Origin of the sequence: Mesorhizobium sp. B283B1A, assembly GCF_020165735.1 — a bacterium.
GTDB classification, from domain to species: Bacteria; Pseudomonadota; Alphaproteobacteria; order Rhizobiales; family Rhizobiaceae; genus Mesorhizobium; species Mesorhizobium opportunistum.
In genome coordinates this window covers 49,231-67,539 of sequence record NZ_JAIUIQ010000027.1, presented here as the reverse complement: position 1 = coordinate 67,539, position 18,309 = coordinate 49,231, and the positions used below count along the sequence as shown (strand labels likewise).

General features: G+C 65.8%; 16 protein-coding genes. 9 read left to right on the top strand and 7 right to left on the bottom strand.

Annotated elements, in window-relative coordinates; genetic code table 11:
* The 3 genes from LB577_RS22105 (at window position 1) to LB577_RS22095 (ending at window position 2,601) form a co-directional block, all read left to right on the top strand.
* Window positions 1–1,143, top strand: a complete 1,143-nt coding sequence (locus tag LB577_RS22105) for a benzoate/H(+) symporter BenE family transporter (protein WP_224688368.1) — start codon at window positions 1–3, stop codon at window positions 1,141–1,143.
* A gap of 117 nt (window positions 1,144–1,260) precedes the next feature.
* Window positions 1,261–1,743, top strand: a complete 483-nt coding sequence (locus LB577_RS22100) for a DUF2852 domain-containing protein (RefSeq protein WP_224688366.1) — start codon at window positions 1,261–1,263, stop codon at window positions 1,741–1,743.
* Between the two features lie 99 nt (window positions 1,744–1,842).
* Window positions 1,843–2,601: a M48 family metallopeptidase gene (locus tag LB577_RS22095; protein ID WP_013891661.1), complete on the top strand. Its 759-nt coding sequence runs from the start codon at window positions 1,843–1,845 to the stop codon at window positions 2,599–2,601.
* Window positions 2,602–2,607: 6 nt separating this feature from the next.
* Here LB577_RS22095 and LB577_RS22090 read toward each other — a convergent pair whose 3' ends face one another.
* On the bottom strand, window positions 2,608–2,826 hold the full coding sequence (locus tag LB577_RS22090) for a hypothetical protein (protein ID WP_023775971.1): 219 nt from the start codon (window positions 2,824–2,826) through the stop codon (window positions 2,608–2,610).
* Window positions 2,827–2,938: 112 nt separating this feature from the next.
* Between LB577_RS22090 and LB577_RS22085 the strand changes: the two genes are divergently transcribed.
* The 6 genes from LB577_RS22085 (at window position 2,939) to LB577_RS22060 (ending at window position 8,584) form a co-directional block, all read left to right on the top strand.
* Entirely contained in the window at window positions 2,939–3,598 is a 660-nt protein-coding gene (locus LB577_RS22085; RefSeq protein ID WP_224688363.1) for a phosphoribosylanthranilate isomerase, read from the top strand.
* A gap of 28 nt (window positions 3,599–3,626) precedes the next feature.
* The gene (gene trpB, locus LB577_RS22080; protein WP_023765620.1) at window positions 3,627–4,877 is read left to right on the top strand and encodes a tryptophan synthase subunit beta; all 1,251 of its coding nucleotides are present in this window, start codon (window positions 3,627–3,629) and stop codon (window positions 4,875–4,877) included.
* Window positions 4,878–4,879: 2 nt separating this feature from the next.
* On the top strand, window positions 4,880–5,719 hold the full coding sequence (gene trpA / locus LB577_RS22075) for a tryptophan synthase subunit alpha (RefSeq protein ID WP_013891653.1): 840 nt from the start codon (window positions 4,880–4,882) through the stop codon (window positions 5,717–5,719).
* A 48-nt stretch (window positions 5,720–5,767) separates the two neighbouring features.
* Window positions 5,768–6,694 (top strand): acetyl-CoA carboxylase, carboxyltransferase subunit beta, encoded by a 927-nt coding sequence (accD, locus tag LB577_RS22070; RefSeq protein WP_013891652.1) that lies wholly within the window; start codon window positions 5,768–5,770, stop codon window positions 6,692–6,694.
* 119 nt (window positions 6,695–6,813) lie between these two features.
* Entirely contained in the window at window positions 6,814–8,139 is a 1,326-nt protein-coding gene (locus LB577_RS22065; RefSeq protein WP_224688362.1) for a bifunctional folylpolyglutamate synthase/dihydrofolate synthase, read from the top strand.
* 25 nt (window positions 8,140–8,164) lie between these two features.
* Window positions 8,165–8,584, top strand: coding sequence for a VOC family protein (locus LB577_RS22060; RefSeq protein WP_224688360.1), 420 nt, complete (start codon window positions 8,165–8,167; stop codon window positions 8,582–8,584).
* 21 nt (window positions 8,585–8,605) lie between these two features.
* Here LB577_RS22060 and LB577_RS22055 read toward each other — a convergent pair whose 3' ends face one another.
* The 6 genes from LB577_RS22055 to tsaE all read right to left on the bottom strand — a co-directional run bounded on the left by LB577_RS22055 (window position 8,606) and on the right by tsaE (window position 18,301).
* Window positions 8,606–8,887, bottom strand: coding sequence for a cupin domain-containing protein (locus tag LB577_RS22055; protein WP_023775965.1), 282 nt, complete (start codon window positions 8,885–8,887; stop codon window positions 8,606–8,608).
* 132 nt (window positions 8,888–9,019) lie between these two features.
* Window positions 9,020–9,343: a thioredoxin gene (trxA, locus tag LB577_RS22050; RefSeq protein ID WP_013891648.1), complete on the bottom strand. Its 324-nt coding sequence runs from the start codon at window positions 9,341–9,343 to the stop codon at window positions 9,020–9,022.
* 75 nt (window positions 9,344–9,418) lie between these two features.
* Window positions 9,419–12,919 (bottom strand): double-strand break repair helicase AddA, encoded by a 3,501-nt coding sequence (gene addA / locus LB577_RS22045; protein WP_224688358.1) that lies wholly within the window; start codon window positions 12,917–12,919, stop codon window positions 9,419–9,421.
* On the bottom strand, window positions 12,916–16,050 hold the full coding sequence (addB, locus tag LB577_RS22040; protein ID WP_224688356.1) for a double-strand break repair protein AddB: 3,135 nt from the start codon (window positions 16,048–16,050) through the stop codon (window positions 12,916–12,918). Before addB ends, addA begins: the two co-directional genes overlap by 4 nt.
* Window positions 16,047–16,793 (bottom strand): nucleotidyltransferase family protein, encoded by a 747-nt coding sequence (locus LB577_RS22035; RefSeq protein ID WP_224688354.1) that lies wholly within the window; start codon window positions 16,791–16,793, stop codon window positions 16,047–16,049. Before LB577_RS22035 ends, addB begins: the two co-directional genes overlap by 4 nt.
* Window positions 16,790–18,301 (bottom strand): tRNA (adenosine(37)-N6)-threonylcarbamoyltransferase complex ATPase subunit type 1 TsaE, encoded by a 1,512-nt coding sequence (gene tsaE, locus LB577_RS22030; RefSeq protein ID WP_224688351.1) that lies wholly within the window; start codon window positions 18,299–18,301, stop codon window positions 16,790–16,792. The genes LB577_RS22035 and tsaE overlap by 4 nt, the downstream gene beginning before the upstream one ends.
* Between the last annotated feature and the right edge of the window lie 8 nt (window positions 18,302–18,309).

Sequence of the window (18,309 nt, the reverse complement as noted above, 5' to 3'; positions counted from 1 at the left end):
ATGCGCCTTTCCATCCCGATCTCAGCCTTTGTCGCGGCCATCGTCGGCTTTGGCGGCACCCTGGCCATCGTCATTGCCGCCGCCCATGCGGTCGGCGCGACGCAAATCCAGACGGCGAGCTGGGTGACGACTATCTGCCTTGCCATGGCCATCGAGAGCCTGTGGCTGTCCTGGCGCACGAAAATGCCCGTCATCACCGCATGGTCGACGCCGGGCCTGGCGCTGATGGCGGCGTCGAGTGGTTTTTCGATCGGCGAGGCCGTCGCCGCCTTCATCGTCACCGCCATCCTGTTGATCGCCACTGGCCTGTTCAAGCCGTTGACGCAGCTGATCTCCAGGATACCGCCCTCTGTTGCCTCCGGCATGCTGGCCGGCATCGTCGTCACCTTCGCCCTCAATGCGGTCAAGACCGTTCCCGTCGACCCCTGGCTGATCCTGCCGTTGATCGCGGCCTTCTTCATCATCCGCCTGTTCAACCCGGCGCTGTCGGTGCTGGCGGTGCTGATCGGTGGCGGTCTCGCCGCCTTCTTGACCGGCCGTGTCGGCGGCCTGCCGACACCCGAATTGTCGACGCTGACGCTGATCGCGCCCGATTTCACCGCCAAGGCGATGATCGGCCTGGCGCTGCCGCTCTACCTCGTCACCATGGCCTCGCAGAACCTGTCGGGCCTCGCCGTGCTGCGCGCCGCCGGCTACCACCCCGAGCCCGGCCCGCTGATCGGCGTCACCGGCTTGTTTTCGCTGCTGTCGGCGCCGTTTGGCGGCTCGACCACCAATCTGGCGGCGATTTCGGCGGCGATCTGCACCGGGCCGGACGTTCACCCCGACCCAGCCGAGCGCTGGAAGACCGGGCCGTTCTATGCGCTCGCCTATCTCGTCTTCGCGATTTTCGGCGCCTCGCTGGTGGCGATCTTCGCCGTCCTGCCGCAGAGCCTGATCGTGCTGGTGGCAGGGCTCGCGCTGATGGCATCGCTCGCCAACGCCCTGGCCATCGCGCTGAAGGACGAGGGACAGCGAATGGCCGCCACGGTCACTTTTGTCGTCACCGCCTCGGGGCTGACGCTGTTCGGCGTCGGCGCCGCATTCTGGGGGCTGATTGCCGGCCTGGTCGTGCTTTTCCTTGATGCGCTCAAAAAGCGATAATCATTTCAGACCTTTGTCCGGTTTTGGCGGACATTGTCTTGAATCGCCGTTTTTGCCTTCCCATTTCGATTCCACGCAGCCGGTCCTGGCTGTCTCCAACCGAAGGAATGGGAGAAAATGAACACATCTGCATTGATCCGCCCGGCCTGGACGCCGGCAACCATCGCATTGATGGTGATCGGCTTCATGGTGTTCTGGCCGCTCGGCTTCGCCATGCTCGCCTACATCATCTGGGGTGACCGGCTCGACGGCTTCAAGCGTGACGTCAACCGCGCGACCGACGGCATCTTCGCCGGCTGCCGCCGTGGTTCCGACAAGGCCGCGCGCTGGGGTCACGGCTCCGCCCGCACCGGCAACGTCGCTTTCGACGACTGGCGCGAAAAGGAACTTGATCGCTTGAACGAAGAGCGCCGCAAGCTCGACGAGATGCTGACGCAGTTCGACGAGTATGCCCGCGAATTGCGCCGCGCCAAGGACCAGGACGAGTTCGATCGCTTCATGGCGAACCGCAACAAGTCGACTGCCCCGACGAAGACCGATCCGAGCACCGGAACGACCACCACCAAGCGTGGCAAAGGTTCGAACCTGCTCGACGACTGAAGCCTAGCGACAGGGCCAAGGTATGATGACGGCGTCGCGTGAGCGGCGCCGTTTCTTTTTTGTTCTATTCGTTTTTCTCGAATCGCGTATCGTCCCGCCATGACCATCGGATTCTTTCGCAATCTGACGAAGCCCAAGCCCACGCCCGCCGTGGAGCGGGAATATTGTGTCGCCGGCCGCACGCTGCCGCTCAAGATCGTCGAGAGCGCCAGGGCGCGGCGCCTGACGCTGCGCATCGATTCCGGCGGCCAGGGCCTGCGCATCACCGTTCCGCCGGGCCTGCGCCGAGGCGAGGTGGACCGGTTCCTCGAGCGCCATCAGGACTGGCTGGAGCAGCGGCTGGCCAAGGTGCCGACCCGGCCGCAGGTGCGGCCCGGCATCAGGATCCCGATACGCGGCGTGCCGCACCGCATCGTCCATGAGCCGTCGAAGCGCGGCACAGTCACCGTCTCGCGCGACGAGCGCGGCCCGCTGCTCATCGTGCATGGCGACCGGATCCACCTGCCGCGCCGCATCGCCGATTTCTTGAAGCGCGAGGCCAAGAAGGAGATCGAGAAGCTGGTGGTCAAGCACACCGGGGCGCTCGGCAAGCGTGCCAAGGCGATCCGCTACAAGGACACCTCCAGCCGCTGGGGTTCATGCACCTCGGAGGGCAACCTGTCCTTCTCGTGGCGCATCATGATGGCGCCGCAGCCCGTCATAAACTATCTCGTCGCCCATGAGGTGGCGCATCTCAAGGAGATGAACCACGGTCCGAAATTCTGGAAATTGTGCGAGAAACTCTGCCCCGACACCGACCGCTGCAAGGATTGGCTGAAGCGCAATGGCGGGGCGCTGCAGGCGATCATGTTCGAGTAGGGTGCCTCAATCGTCGTTCGCCGCATTGAGCTCATCCGGCCGCAGCCCCTCGTCGCCATGATGCGGCCAGGGCAGGAAGTCGCGGTCGAAGGCGTCGCTGCCGAAATAATCCAGTGCCCGGTGCGCCTCGGCGCCGTTGAAGGCGGCCTTGTCTATCAGGTGGGCGATGACCTCGCGCGCCTGCACGATCTTCTGCCTCAATTCGGCAACGGTTCTGTCGGCCATGATTGTGCTCCCGCCTGGCATTCACTTCATCCATAGGTAGCGCCTTTGGCGTTCCCGGCAAACAGCATGCTTTTTCTCGACTCTTGGCGCGTTTCATGCCAATTCCCGCGTCATGGCGCTCGACATCAAGATCTGCGGCTTGAAGACCGACCAGGCAATGGCCGCAGCCCTTGCCGGCGGTGCCAGCCATGTCGGCTTTATTTTCTTTGCCAAGAGCCCGCGCTATCTTGAACCGGCCGAGGCCGGTCGTCTGCGCGAAGCCGCGCGCGGCAAGGCCTTGGCCGTCGCCGTGACGGTTGACGCCGGCGACGGCTTCCTGGACGAGATCGTCGCCAAAATGCAGCCCGACATGCTGCAGCTGCACGGTTCGGAAACGCCCGAGAGGGTAGCCGAGGTCAAGGCCCGCCATGGCCTGCCGGTGATAAAGGCGCTGCCGCTCAGCGAGGCCGCCGATCTCGACCGGATAAGGCCGTTCATCGGCGTCGCCGACCGGTTCCTGTTCGACGCCAAGCCGCCAAAAGGTTCCGAGCTGCCGGGCGGCAACGGCGTCACCTTCGACTGGCGCATTCTCGCCGGCCTTGACGCCGGCGTCGATTACATGCTTTCCGGTGGGCTCAACGCCGCCAATATCGGTGATGCCCTTCGCCTTGCCAATCCGCCCGCAATAGACATTTCCTCGGGCGTGGAAAGCGCGCCGGGCGTCAAGGATCCGGCGCTGATCGAGCAGTTTTTCCGGGCCGTCAGGGCAGCACGCGACGATCGCGCCGCCTGAATAACTCTTTCAAACCAGGAGATCGGCGATGAACAAGCCGGCGACACCCAATTCCTTCCGCACCGGTCCCGACGAACAGGGCATGTTCGGCATCTTCGGCGGTCGTTTCGTTGCCGAAACGTTGATGCCGCTGATCCTCGACCTCGAACGGCATTGGAACGAGGTCAAGAACGATCCGGAGTTCAGGGCTGAACTGACGGATCTTTCGACCCACTATGCCGGGCGGCCGTCGAAACTCTATTTCGCCGAAGGCCTGACCAGGCATCTTCGCGAGGTTTCCGCGGCGAAGGGCCTGGGCGGCGGCGCAAAGGTCTATTTCAAGCGCGAGGACCTGAACCACACCGGTTCGCACAAGATCAACAACTGCCTCGGCCAGATCCTGCTCGCAAAGCGCATGGGCAAGAAGCGCATCATCGCCGAGACCGGCGCCGGCCAGCACGGTGTGGCGTCCGCCACCGTCGCCGCCCGCTTCGGCTTTCCCTGCGTCGTCTACATGGGTGCCACCGACGTCGCCCGCCAAAGCCCCAACGTCTTCCGCATGAAGCTGCTCGGGGCCGAAGTGCGGCCGGTGACAGCCGGCCACGGCACCTTGAAGGACGCCATGAACGAGGCCCTTCGCGATTGGGTGACCAATGTCGAGGATACCTATTACCTGATCGGCACCGCCGCCGGCCCGCATCCCTATCCGGAGCTGGTGCGCGACTTCCAGTCGGTCATCGGCACCGAGGCGCGCGCGCAGATCCTCGAACAGGAAGGCCGGCTGCCGGATACCATCATCGCGGCTGTCGGCGGCGGCTCCAATGCCATCGGCCTGTTCCATCCCTTCCTTGACGACAAGGAGGTTCGCATCATCGGCATCGAGGCCGGCGGGCGCGGCCTCGACGGCATCGAGCATTGCGCCTCCATGAACGCCGGCGCGCCGGGCGTGCTGCACGGCAACCGCACCTACCTCCTGCAGAATGCCGACGGCCAGATCATGGACGGCCATTCGATCTCGGCCGGTCTCGACTATCCCGGCGTCGGCCCCGAACATTCCTGGCTGCGCGACTCCGGCCGCGTCGACTATGTGCCGATCCTCGACGACGAGGCGCTGGAGGCTTTCAAGCTGACGACCCGCGTCGAAGGCATCATCCCGGCGCTGGAATCCGCGCATGCCATTGCCCATGCGGTCAAGATCGTGCCCGCCATGGACAAGGACCAGATCGTCATCGTCAACCTGTCCGGCCGAGGCGATAAGGACGTGCACACGGTTGCCTCGATGCTGGGCATGGAGATCTGATCATGGTGACCCGCATCGACCGCCGCATGGCAAAACTGAAAGCCGAAGGGCGCCCGGCGCTTGTCACCTATTTCATGGGTGGCGACCCCGACTACGACACCTCCTTGTCGATCATGAAGGCGCTGCCCAAGGCCGGCGCCGACGTCATCGAGCTCGGCATGCCGTTTTCCGATCCGATGGCCGACGGCCCGGCGATCCAGGCGGCAGGCCTGCGCGCGCTGAAAGGCGGCCAGACGCTGGTCAAGACGCTGAAGATGGCGTCGGACTTCCGCTCCGGTGACAATGAAACGCCGATCGTGCTGATGGGCTATTACAACCCGATCTACATCTACGGCGTCGACCGTTTCCTCAAGGACGCCATCGCCAGCGGCATCGATGGGTTGATCGTCGTCGACCTGCCGCCGGAAATGGATGAGGAACTCTGTATTCCGGCACTGAAAGCCGGCATCAACTTCATCCGCCTGGCGACGCCGACCACCGACGACAAGCGCCTGCCCAAGGTGCTGCAGAACACGTCGGGTTTCGTCTACTACGTTTCGATGACCGGCATCACCGGCTCGGCGCTCGCCGATACCGGCAAGGTGGCGGCGGCGGTCCAGCGCATCAAGGGCCATACAGACCTGCCGGTCTGCGTCGGCTTCGGCGTCAAGACCGCCGAGCAAGCGCGCGTGATCGGTGCCAACGCCGATGGCGTCGTCGTCGGCACGGCGATCGTCAACGCTGTCGCCAATGTGCTGGGGCCGAAGGGCGAGAAGACCGCCGACCCGGCCGAGGCCGTCGCCACGCTGGTCAGCGGGCTGGCGCAAGGCGTGCGCTCGGCCCGGCTTGCTGCCGCCGAATAGTTTCCCTACGTCTTTACCCAACTCTTCGTCAGGACAGGAGCCGAAGCGATGAACTGGATCACCAATTACGTTCGCCCGAAGATCAATTCGATGCTCGGCCGGCGCACCGACATGCCCGAGAATCTCTGGATCAAGGATCCCGAGACCGGTGAGATGGTGTTCCACAAGGACCTGGAGTCCAACCAGTTCGTCATCCCGTCCTCCGGCCACCACATGAAGATCTCGGCCAAGGAGCGGCTGAAATACTTCCTCGATGACGGCAAGTACGAGCAGCTCGAAAACCCCAAGGTGGTGCAGGACCCGCTGAAGTTCCGCGACGAGAAGCGCTACACCGACCGGTTGAAGGACGCCAAGGCCAAGACCGGCCTGGAAGATGCGATCGTCAACGCGCTGGGCACCGTCGAAGGGCTGCCGGTGGTGGTGACGGTGCAGGACTTCGCCTTCATGGGCGGCTCGCTCGGCATGGCGGCGGGCGACGCCATCGTGCACGCTTTCGAGGTCGCCTTGCAGCGCAAGCGGCCGCTGATCCTGTTTGCCGCCTCCGGCGGCGCCCGCATGCAGGAAGGCATTTTGTCCCTCATGCAATTGCCGCGCACCACGGTCGGTGTCGACCGGCTGAAGGAAGCCGGCCTTCCCTACATCGTCGTGCTGACCAATCCGACCACCGGCGGCGTCACCGCGTCCTACGCCATGCTGGGCGACGTGCACATCGCCGAGCCCGGCGCGCTGATCGGCTTTGCCGGGCCGCGCGTCATCGAACAGACCATCCGCGAAAAACTGCCGGACGGCTTCCAGCGCTCCGAATATCTGATGGAGCATGGCATGGTCGATATGGTGGTGTCGCGGCTGGAACTGCGCCAGACCATCTCACGGCTGTTGAAGATGCTGCTCAAGATGCCGGAAGAGCAAAAGCCGCTACAGCCGGAAATCCTGCCGCCGGCGGTGGTCTCCGCCGAGGCACGGCCGCAGGCCTGACGCGACACGACACGCCGCGACCGTGATTGCACGAGGGCAGTCGCGCGCTGTAGCCTTCTGATTGCCATGGCCATTCCGGAATCGATTCTGGTTCTCGGGCCATGCTCAGGGAATCTGTCATGACGACGCTCGCCGCCGACCGCGAAATCGAAGCCCTGATGGCGCTTCACCCGAAAGGCTTCGACCTTTCGCTCGACCGCATCACGCGGCTCTTGGAGCGGCTTGGCAGTCCGCAGGATCTGCTGCCGCCGGTCATCCATATCGCCGGTACCAACGGCAAGGGCTCCTGCGCCGCCTTCTCGCGGGCGCTGCTTGAGGCTTCCGGCCGCCTCGTGCATGTCCACACCTCGCCGCATCTGGTCAGCTGGCACGAGCGCTACCGGCTTGCCGCCGAGGGTGGCGGCAGGTTGGTCGACGACGATGTCTTCGCCGAAGCCATCGCCCGGGTCGCCAAGGCCAATGACGGCCAGAAGATCACCGTCTTCGAGATCCTCACCGCCGTCACCTTCATCCTGTTTTCCGAACACCCGGCCGAAGCCGCCATCATCGAGGTCGGCCTCGGCGGCCGCTTCGACGCCACCAATGTCGTGGAGAGGCCCGCCGTGTCGGTGATCATGCCGGTGTCGATGGACCATGAGGCCTATCTCGGCGACCGGGTCGAGCTGATCGCCGCCGAAAAGGCCGGCATCATGAAGCGCGGTTGCCCCGTGGTGATCGGCTCGCAGGAAAGCGAGACAGCGCTGCAGGTGCTGATCGAAACCGCCGAGCGGCTGGAATGCCCGACCTTCGTCTACGGCCAGGATTTCCTCGCCTTCGAGGAAAACGGCCGCATGGTCTACCAGGACGAGGACGGGCTGATGGACCTGCCGCTGCCGCGCCTGCCCGGTCGCCACCAGGTCGCCAACGCGGCGGCGGCGATCGCCGCGGTCAAGGCAGCCGGCTTCGAGATCAGCCACCGCGCCGCCGAAAAGGCGATGACCAATGTCGCCTGGCCCGGCCGCATGCAGAAACTGGCGCAGGGCCGGCTGGCGGACCTGGCGCCAAGGGGCGCCGACATCTGGCTCGACGGCGGTCACAATCCGGGCGCCGGCGTGGTCGTTGCCGAGGCACTGGCCGAACAGGAAGAAAAGAACCCGCGTCCGCTGTTTCTCATCTCGGGCATGATCAACACCAAGGACCAGAGCGGCTATTTCCGTGCCTTCAAGGGCCTCGTCCGGCATGTCTACACCGTGCCGGTGAATACGAGCGATGCCGGCGTGCCGAATGACGAACTGGCGATCCGCGCCACGGAGGCCGGGTTGACGGCCGAGCCGATGAGTTCCGTCGCCAACGCCCTGATGCTGCTTCGCGACACCTGGGACGGCCCGCCGCCGCGTATCCTGATCGGCGGCTCGCTCTACCTGGCCGGCGCGGTGTTGGACGAGAACGGCACGCCACCGACCTGAGGCCATTCACTGCGAGGAGCCAGTCATGATCAAGGTCAAGCAGCTCGCCCATGTCTGCATCTTCGCGCATGACCTGGAAGCGACGCGGAGCTTCTATCGCGACGTGCTCGGCCTCGACACGCAGTTCAATTTTCTGCGCGACGGCAAGGTGTTCGGGTTCTATCTCAATTGCGGCGGCCGCAGCCATGTCGAGGTGTTCCAGAAGGATGGCACTGCATACAGCGAGCAGAACCAGATCAACCACTTATGCCTTGAGGTGGAAAACATCGACGCGGCGATTGCCCATATCAAGTCAAAGGGCATCGAGGTCACGGCCAAGAAACACGCATGCGACAGCACCTACCAATCCTGGATCCGAGATCCCAACGGGGCGAAGATCGAGCTGTTTGAATACACCGACGAAAGCGCGCAATTCGTCGGTGGCGACCGCATCGCCGACTGGTGATCGCTCAGCGGTGCGACCGGCTTATTTCAGCTCGACCTCGATAAACGCGTACTCGCCCTCATTGGCGTTGATGACGTCGTGTTCGACGCCCTCCTTGCGGAAATAGGGCGAGCCCTTCTTCATTTCGGCGAAGGTTTCGCCATCCTTGGTCACCAGTTTCACCTTGCCGTCCATCAGCGGCACCACGACATAGTCGTGGCCGTGGCGGTGCCAGCCGGTGTTGTCGCCCGGCTGGAAGCGGTATTCGGTGACGATGACGCGCTCATTGTCGATGAAGACAGTGGCCTTGGCGGATCCGGTCATGACGTTCTCCCTCTATCTGCTGCCAACAGAAGACATGGAGTGCCCGGACGTGAGGGCCAGAGAAGCCCAGCGATGACGCCAACAAAAAGCCCGGCGCGAGGCCGGGCTTTTCAATCCGAATTTTTCCGGGGGTCAGGCGAGGCTGCCATTGATCCAGTGCGAGAGCGCGGTCTTGGGCGCGGCACCAACCTTCATGTCGGCCACTTCGCCGCCCTTGAAGATCATCAGCGTCGGGATCGAACGCACGCCGAACTGTGCGGCGAGTTCGGGGTTCTCGTCGATGTTCAGCTTGGCGATCTTCACCTTCGCGCCAAGTTCGGTGGCGATGTCTTCGAGCGCCGGGGCGATCATCTTGCAGGGACCGCACCATTCCGCCCAGAAATCGACGACGACCGGTACGTTGGCGTTAAGCACATCGGCCTGGAAATTGCTCTTGTCGACCTTGACCGTGGTCATGCGGAAAATCCTTTCGAAAGTTTTCGTCGCACCAAATGTGGTGGTTCTCGCGCCCTTCTTCAAGCAGGTCTTGTGTCACGCTCCCGTGAGTCGGGCAAGGGCGTCATCCATGGCCCCGGCCGGCAGTTCGATCAGCCGTGGCGCTTCGGTGAACAGCAGGGCCGCCTTGACCTCGCGCCCTGGATAAAGCGGCTGCAAGAGGGCGCGATAGAGCGCCAACTGCAGCAGATAGGCCGGCGGGACCTCCGCCAGGGAGGCAGGCGCCGGCCGGTTGGTCTTGTAGTCGACGATCGAGACCGCGTCCGGGGTCACCGCCAGCCGGTCGATCTTGCCGGAAATCGAGCGGTTTTTTCCCCTTACCTCCAGGCTGCCCATGATCGCGACCTCCGCGCGCGAGGATGGCGCAAACAGCTGGCCGAGATAGGGGTCGGCTAGGATGGCGATGACCGAGGCCAGGGCTTTTTCGCGCTCTGCCGGCGGCCATTCCGCACCCGTTCGCGCGAGGTAGCGTGCCGCCGCGCCCTCCCGTTGGTCCTCGGCAATGCCGGGCAGCATTTGCAGCAATTTATGCAGCGCGAGCCCGCGCAGCACGGCAAATCCTGGCTCGGCATCGGCATCGAGCACCGGCGAAGCTTTGTCGACCACCGTTTCCTTGCCTTCTTCGATCAGCGCCGAGGCGCCGGATGGCGAGAGCGGCCGCGGCAGATCCTCGAAGGGCGGCAAGGGCCGGAACAGGTTCGCCGGCAAAGGGCCGAAAGCATCGGTCTGGCGCCTCTGTTCGGCAGCGCTTGACGCCACTGGCGGCAGCTCGGTGACATGGAAACGATACACCGGCTCGCCGCCGGCAGGATGCGCACGCTGTTCGCTCTCCGGCGCCCCCATCAGCGCACGGCTGACGATCGAATGCCAGGTGCCGGTGTTCGGCGCCCGCTTGCCGTGATAGCCGCAGACGATCAGCCGGTCCTCGGCACGGGTCATGCCGACATAGAGCAGCCGGCGGTATTCGTCGTCGGCGAGTTCGCGGGCCCGCGCCGCTGCTGCCTTCGAGAACCCGTTCGCGACATCGCTGGCCGAACGCCAGAGATAGCCCTTGCCGCCCCAGCCCGAGCCGTCGAACGGCATCAGGCGCGGCAAATGCTGGTCGCTGAACGGGGCGGAGCCGCCGTCGACCAGGAACACGACAGGCGCTTCCAGGCCCTTGGCGGCATGCACGGTCATGACCCGGACCTCGTCGCGGGTCTGGTCCATCTCACGTTTGATCTCGGGCCCGGTGTTTTCCAGCGTCGACAGGAAGGCTTCCAGCCCGGGCAGGCCGGTCCGTTCCTCGGCAAGGCAGAAACTCAGGAACTCATCGAGAATGTCGCCGGCTTCCGGCCCAAGCCGGGCGACCATCTTGCGGCGCACGCCATCGCGCGCCAGGAGACCGGCATAGAATTCGAACACCGGCCTGAAGGCGGCCTCATCGCTCCAGATGTCGAGTTGGGCGACGACTATCGTCAGCGCTTCGCTTTCGCCGGCATGCTGGCGCAGTGACGCAGCCAGCGACAGGCCGGGCGCTCGTTGCACTGCCAGCGCAAAAAGCGTCTCCTCCGGCAGGTCGAAGATCGGGCTGCGCAGCACGGCGGCGAGCGACAGATCGTCCTGCGGCTGGATGAGGAGGCGGCCGAGCGCGATCAGGTCCTTGACCGCGATGTGGCCGGGCAGGCTCAGCCGGTCGGCGCCGGCGACCGGAATGTCACGGCGCTTGAGTGCCCGGGTCAGCGCATGGACGAAGCTGTCGCGCTTGCGCACCAGCACCAGCACGTCGCCCGGCCGCAGCCGCTTGCCGCGGCCCTCGATGATCTCTCCGCTGCCGATCCAGCCGGCAATCGTGGCCGCGACATTCTCGGCAACGCGCACGGCCGGCGCGTGGGCGTGGTCGATCGCCTGCGTCCAATCATCGGGCTCGTCGACGATATCGGCACCGATCGACGGCCACACCTCGACATAGCCCGGCGCGTCGGTGCGGATCGCCTTGTGGCTCAGCGGGTCGGGATCGTGGCTGATGCCGCGCCGCACCACAGGATCGGCAAAGACGCGGTCGACGGCGGAAAGCACATCGTCGGTCGAGCGGAACGACCAGGTCAGCTTGAGGTCGGCGAAGGAAGCCTCGGCATCGCGCACCCGCCCGGCGAACAGCAGCCGGCTGTCGGCGAAGGAATCTGGCGCGGCCCCTTGGAAGGAATAAATCGACTGCTTCTCGTCGCCGACCGCGAACACCGTGCGGTGGACACGGTCGCGGGCGCCGAAGCCGGCGAAAAATTCTTCCGCCAGCCGCTTCACCACTTCCCATTGATCCGGGCTGGTGTCCTGCGCCTCGTCGAGCAGGATGTGGTCGATGCCTTGGTCGAGCTTGTATTGCACCCACGGGCCGGCATCGGGCCGCGCCAGGAGGTTGACCGTGCGGGTGATCAAATCGTTGAAGTCGAGAAAGCCGCGGCCGCGCTTCAGCACCTCGTAGCGGGCGATCAGCCAGTCGGCGATGGTCAGCGCGGCAGCCGTGCCTTCCAGCATCCGGAACAGCGCCAGCCGGTCGACGGTCTCGATGATGGCGCTGGATGCCGACAGGTAACGCTCGGCCAGATCCGGCAGCCGGTCGGTCAGCGCTTTCTTGAAGGCCTTTGCCGGATCGTAGGGATGGCCATCGGTCTTGAGGAAGGCCCTTGCAAGCTGCTGCAGGCGGCGAACCGGATCGGTCTCGGCAAAGGCCTGGCGCGCATAGGGCAGGATGTTGTTCAGCACCGATCTGGCGTCGGTGGATTCGGCGGCCTGGGCGAAGCCGGCGAAATAGTCCGGCAGGAAGCCGGGCAGCGGCCAGGCCGAGGCCGCTAGGCCCTCGGCGGTTTGGCCAGGGCGGAAATGGAATTCATCGAACAAGGGTTGGAAGCCGTCACGCCCGACCGCTTCGAGGAAGTGGCGCAAGCCGTCGCGCTTGCGCACGATCTCGCCCAGCAAGGCGTCAAGCCCGGCTTCGCCGCCGCGCTCCAGCACGGTTGCGAAGGCCCCGGTCAAATCCGCGTCACCGGCGGCCGAAATCATCTCCCGGCGCGCGGCGGCAAAGAGCGACGCTTCCATCTGGCTGTCCAGCATCTCGAAATGGGCCGGGATGTTGGCTTCCAGCGGGAACTGGTGGAGCACGGATTCGCAGAAGGCGTGGATGGTCTGGATCTTCAGCCCGCCCGGCGTCTCCAGCGCCTCGGCGAACAGGCGCCGCGCGCGGCGCATGGTGTCGCGGTCGGGCCGGCGGCCTTCCAGCGCTTCGATCCTGGCGGCGAGATCCGGGTCGCCGAGGGATGTCCATTCCGACAGCGTCGAGAACACCCGGTTCGACATGTTGGCGGCCGCGGCGCGCGTATAGGTCAGGCACAGGATCTTCGACGGATCGGTGCCGTTGAGCAGCAGCCGGATGACGCGCTGGGCCAGCACATGGGTCTTGCCGGAGCCGGCGTTGGCCGACACCCAGGCGGAGTTCTGGGGATCGGCTGCACGGGCCTGGCTGGTCGCGGTGTCGCTCGGGATGGGATAGGCCTTCATCATGCCTCCCCTCCATCGTCACCGGCATCGCCGCCGGCCGACCATTCGAGCACGCGGGCGAGGTGATCGTAGTCGCCATCGGTCTCGCCTTCGCGAAACGGCAGCGCCCGCGACAGATAGCCGGTCTTCGGGTCGGCATAATGGATCAGCAGCTTTTCCAGCCGTGCCCAGGCTTCTTCCGCCAGATCGGAAGCGGTTCGCGGCTGGCGATTGTGTTCGAGGATGGACTCTTCGAACACCTCGCCGTTCGGCTTCAGCCGGATGAAGGCCAATTGGGAGGGCTCGCATGCGCCCAGATCCTTGAAGGCACCGCGCCTGAGCAGTGCGCCTTCGAGCGCCAGCTGCGGCGCCAGCAGCGTGTGTGCCTGTGCCTTGGAGGGCGAGGAGCCGGTCTTGTAGTCCAGTATGTCGGCCATGCCGCCGGCCAGCAGGTCGACGCGGTCGGCATAACCGGACAACGTCACGCCGGACTGGCCGACGACGGTTTTTCCGGCGCGCTCCTCGGCATGCCGCCGTATCACCGCGTCGGCGCGGGTGCGTTCCCATTCGATGATGTTGGCGGCGAGTTTTTCGAAGCGCGGCCACCACACCGCCTCGACATCGGGCGGCAGGGCGGCCTCGGCAAAACAGGCGCGCCCGGCAGCGATAAGGTCGGCAAGCGCGTCTGGCGCGCGCGGGTCGGCCACGCTGGAGGAGAACAGGTGGAGAATGGCGTGGAACAGCGTGCCGCGCTCGGCCGCACCGGGATCGCGGATGAGCGGCTCGAGCGGCATCAGGCCGAGGATCCGCCTGGCATAGACGGCGTAGGGGTCGCGGCGCAGGGTCTCGATCTCGGTGACGGAGAAGTGCGTCGGGCGCACCGACAGCGGCGGCTTGGGCTGCGGCCGTGGTGCGAAATCTTGCTTAGGCCCGGTATCCAGCGCACGCGCCCAGGCGAGCAGCTCGTCGCCTCGCCGGCGCAGTGTTGCCGCCTGGTCGCTGCCGATGAAGGTCAGCAGCCGCTGCAGCCAGCGTGACGGGACCGCCGGTGCGTCGCCGGAACGCGCCGAGCGCGCCAACAGCACCTTCCCCGCGCCCATCGCCATCTGGAAATCATGAGCGGCAAGGCCGATGCGCCGTTCGGGCGGCTCGAGATCGATGCCGGTCTTCATCAGCCGCGACATGAAGCGGTCGCTCTCGGGCTTGCGCGGCCACACGCCTTCGTTGAGCCCCCCGATGACCAGCGTGTCGACATCCTGCAGGCGTGCTTCCAGCGCGCCCCAGATGGCGATGTTCCGGTCGGTGCCTTGTGCCGGCTTGACCGTTTCGGGTGCGATCAGCGCGTCCATCACGTCGGGCCACTCGTTCGCCGCGAACGACAGCGTTGCCGGAGCCGCGACCAGCCCGCGCAGCAATTCGGCGAGTTTTTGGCCGGCATCGCCGGCGTAGAGTTCGCCAAGCCCGCCATCGGCGGTACGGCCGAGATCCTCCAGCGCCACCACGCTGGCTTCGACCAGCGCGGCAAGGTCGGCGGTCGCCTGGCCGCGAAACGCTGCAAGCGGCGCCAGCGCTCGGTTGAGACGTTCGAGCAAATCCCGCGCGCTTTCAATGGCGCGCACGGTCAGCCGCGCAACCCAGAAGGGCGGCCGGCTGCCTTCGGCGACGTTGGTGAGGCGGGCCTCGAACAAGTCCGGCAGCGAAGCGATGTTGGGGCGGCCGGTGCCGCCGCGCAGCGCCACCAGTTCGACCAGTTCCGCCGCATGGCGCACGTCGGCTCTCGGCAGACCCAGGCAGAGCAGGGGATGCTTGAGCAGGGACAAGAGACCGACCGGATCGCCTGGCCGGAACACCGCTTCGAGCGCCAGCCTGAGCAGGCTTGCCGCCGGGCTGTTGGCGAGCGGCGTGCCGCCGGAATCATCGGCGACGACGCCGAAGCGCTTGAGTTCGACCGAGACGCGTCGCGCCAGCGCACGGTCGCCGGTGACGAGAGCCGCTCTTTGGCCCGGTTCTTCGACCGCCTGCTTGAGCGCGACGGCGATGGCTACGGCCTCGTCGCGTTCGCTGGCGGCTTCGAGCAGCGTCACGTCGGCGAAGGCGGCGGCAATGTCTGGCGCGGAAAATGCGTTACGCGTCTCGGCCCACAATTCGGTGGTTTCGGCCGGCCGCAGCGCCTCGCCGACAAGGGCCGCGCGAAGCGCAAGCCGGGGTTCGGCCACGCCGATCTCGTCGACATCGCCGCGCAGCACGCCGATCTTGCCGATCAGCCTGGCCAAGCCATATTGCGGATGGCCGAGCACGGCGGGCCGCGCGCCGGGTGCGACAAGCGCCTCGAAGGACGCTTCGTCCAGCGTCCGGTCGAGCCCGGGCAGCACGATGGCGCCGCCGGGCAAGCGGGCAATCACGGCAAGCAGTTCAGCCGTCGCGGGTATCGAGCCGGTCGACCCCGCGGCGATCACCGGCCCGGCGGGCGGGTTGCGCCGCAGCCGCGCGGCTTCCGCCCGGATCAGCGCGCTGCGATGCGCGGCCGGATTGGACCGGTCTTGCTCTTCGAGGAATTTCGGCCAGGCATCGGTGACGATGCCGAGGAACTCAAGCGTCACCTGCCACCATCCGGCAAGATTGCCGGTCACCAGGCCTTCAAGCTTCGCCCAATCCGTGCCTTCCGTCTCGATCTCGTCCATCAGCCCCGCAAGGTCGCGCGCCAGCCAGATCGCGTCGGCGGTCGAGGCCGGGATGACGATCTCCTCGGAGAAAAGTTTGGCCACATGGGCCGGCAGCCGGCGTTTCCAGGCGCGCACCAGCGGCGTCAGCAGCAACAGCCGTTCGGTCGCCCCGATCGGTGGCGCGAGGTCGATCGCCGCCGACGGCTCTGCTTCGAAAGCGGCTTCGTCCTCGTCGAATTCCCCGAGCGGCCGGATGACCGGCAGGATCGCCGAACCTCCGCCGCCGCGCGCCTTCAGGCTGTCGACGAAGACGCCGCGCAAGGCCCGCGCCGCGCGGCGCGTCGGCACATAGATGGTGACGTCGGCCAAAGCGAGTGGATCGCCATCGAAGCGAAACCCTGGAACCAGTCGGCCGGCAAGCAGCGCCTCGGCCAGCGTCGGCAGAAACGGCGCACCGGAGGGAATGGAGAAAACGCGGCTTGGGCCGCTCATTGCGACTCGTATAGCGCGCCGGCGACTGCCGCTTCGGCGAGCGGGATGGCATCGGGCGTGCCGACGGTGATCCAGTGACCGCGCATCGGCATGCCGAACAGGCGCCCGGCTGCAATGGCTTTGTCGAAATAGGCGTTGAGCGAATGCGGTTCGGCGGATGCGTCCGCGAACAGGCGCGGATGGACGATCGCCGCGCCGGCATAGATCAGGCCCGCCGGGTCTCCTTTCGAACGCCGCAAGGCGCCGTCCGGCGCCACCAGGAAATCGGTGGAGCCGCAATGTCCGGTCGCCTGATGGAGATCCGCCAGCATCAGCAGAATATCCATTTTCGCCGCGTCCCATGCAAGGGCGAGGCGGCCGAGATTGAGCGGACCATGATCGATCCAGAACGTGTCGGCGTTGAGGATGTAAAAGGGTTGCGCGCCCAGTTGCGGCAGCGCCTTGACGATGCCGCCGGCGGAATCGAGCAGCCGCTCGCTTTCATCGGAGATGATGACGCGCGGCACATGGCGCTGAGCGACATGGGCGACGATCTGTTCGGGGAGATAGTGGACGTTGACCACCGCCTTGCCGACACCAGCGGCGGCCAGGCTGTCGAGGCCCCAGTCGAGCAAGGTCTTGCCGGCGATCCGGACCAGCGGCTTGGGGATGGCGTCGGTGATCGGCCGCATGCGCTTGCCGAGCCCGGCGGCGAGTACGATCGCGGTTTGGGGTACGATGGCAGTGTCAGGTCTCGCTGTCACAGCGCCCGTTCCTCCAGCAGCCCGTGCGCATCGTAGAACTCCCGCAGGCTGCCGAGCGCGGGGTGGGACAGCGCCCGGCGCAGATAGTCGCGGATGCGCGGCAGGTGCTTCAGATAATAGGGTTTGCCGTCGCGCTTTTCGAGCCGCACGAAAATGCCGAGGATCTTGGAATTGCGCTGCGCGGCCATGATTGCATAGGATTCCAGAAAGCTCGCCTCGTCGAAGGCGTCCACCGCATGGCGCGCCGCGACATAGGCATCGAGCGTCCTTCTCTCGATCCCGGGCGATATGGTGACGCGAGCATCCATGGCAAGCGACGCCAGATCATAGGCTGAAGGCCCGATCAGCGCATCCTGAAAATCGACGATGCCCAGCCGGTCATGGCCGGAGCGGTCGCCGCGCCAGATGATGTTGGGCGAATGGAAGTCGCGCAGCATCAGCGTGTATTCACTGGCCCGCAGCCGGTCGAAAAGCGCGTTCCACTCCCTGGTATAGCCGGCGCGCAAATCGTCGCTTGGCGGATTGCCCGATATCGCCGGCACGTACCAGTCGACCAGCAGGTCGGCCTCGATCATCATCGCGGCGCGGTCGAATGGCGGTACTATATGGAACCTGCCCGGTCCGGCTTCGAGGCGATGCGGCCAGGTCTTGCCATGCATCATGGCCAGCAGTTCGGCGGCCGCCGTGTAGCGCTCCGCCAGCGGCTCGCCATCCCCGCCGAGAAACCCTTCCGAGCCGAGATGTTCGATGAGCAGGAATCCCTGGTCCTGGTCCTCGGCATGGATATTGGGAACGCTGACGCCGCCGGCCTTCAAGGCACGGTCGATGGCGACGAAGGCCGACACCGACTGGGCGGTGTGGGCGATCACCGCATAGGGCTTGCCGTCGCGCACCGGCGGGCCGAGCACCAGCCGCGGCGAGTTCATCAGCACCCGCGGCTCCCGGCCGGCAAGCGACACGATCTCATAGGAACGGGCAGAGGCATCGCCGATGAAATGGCGGCGTTGTGCCTCGCCCCAGCCGGCGCTTTCCAGAAAACCGCGCATGGCCAGCGACCGTGCCGCGCGGTCGAAGGCCGCCCCTTGCCCCGACAATCGTGCCAGCCGGCCTTCGCCATGCTGGACAAGCTCGATCAACAGCGATGCCTTGGGCAGATAACCCTCTGCCCGTTCAGGCCATTCGACCAGGGCAGCCCCTTGCGTCAGCGCTTCGTCGAAACCGAGTTCGTCGAGTTCGGCCGCCGAGGACAGGCGGTAGAGATCGAAATGATGGACCGGAATACGGGTGTCGTAGCTTTGCACCAGGGTGAAGGTCGGGCTCGGCACGTCGAGACCGGCATCGTCCGCCAGCGTCCGGATCAGGGCCCGCGCCAGCGTCGATTTGCCGGCGCCGAGGTCGCCCTTGAGCGCCAGCACGTCGCCCGCGCGCAGCGCCAGCGCCAGGTCCTCGCCCAGCCGCGCCGTCTCTGTCTCGTCCGCGAGCAAACGCTCCAGCACCAGGGCCGTCATCGAAGCGC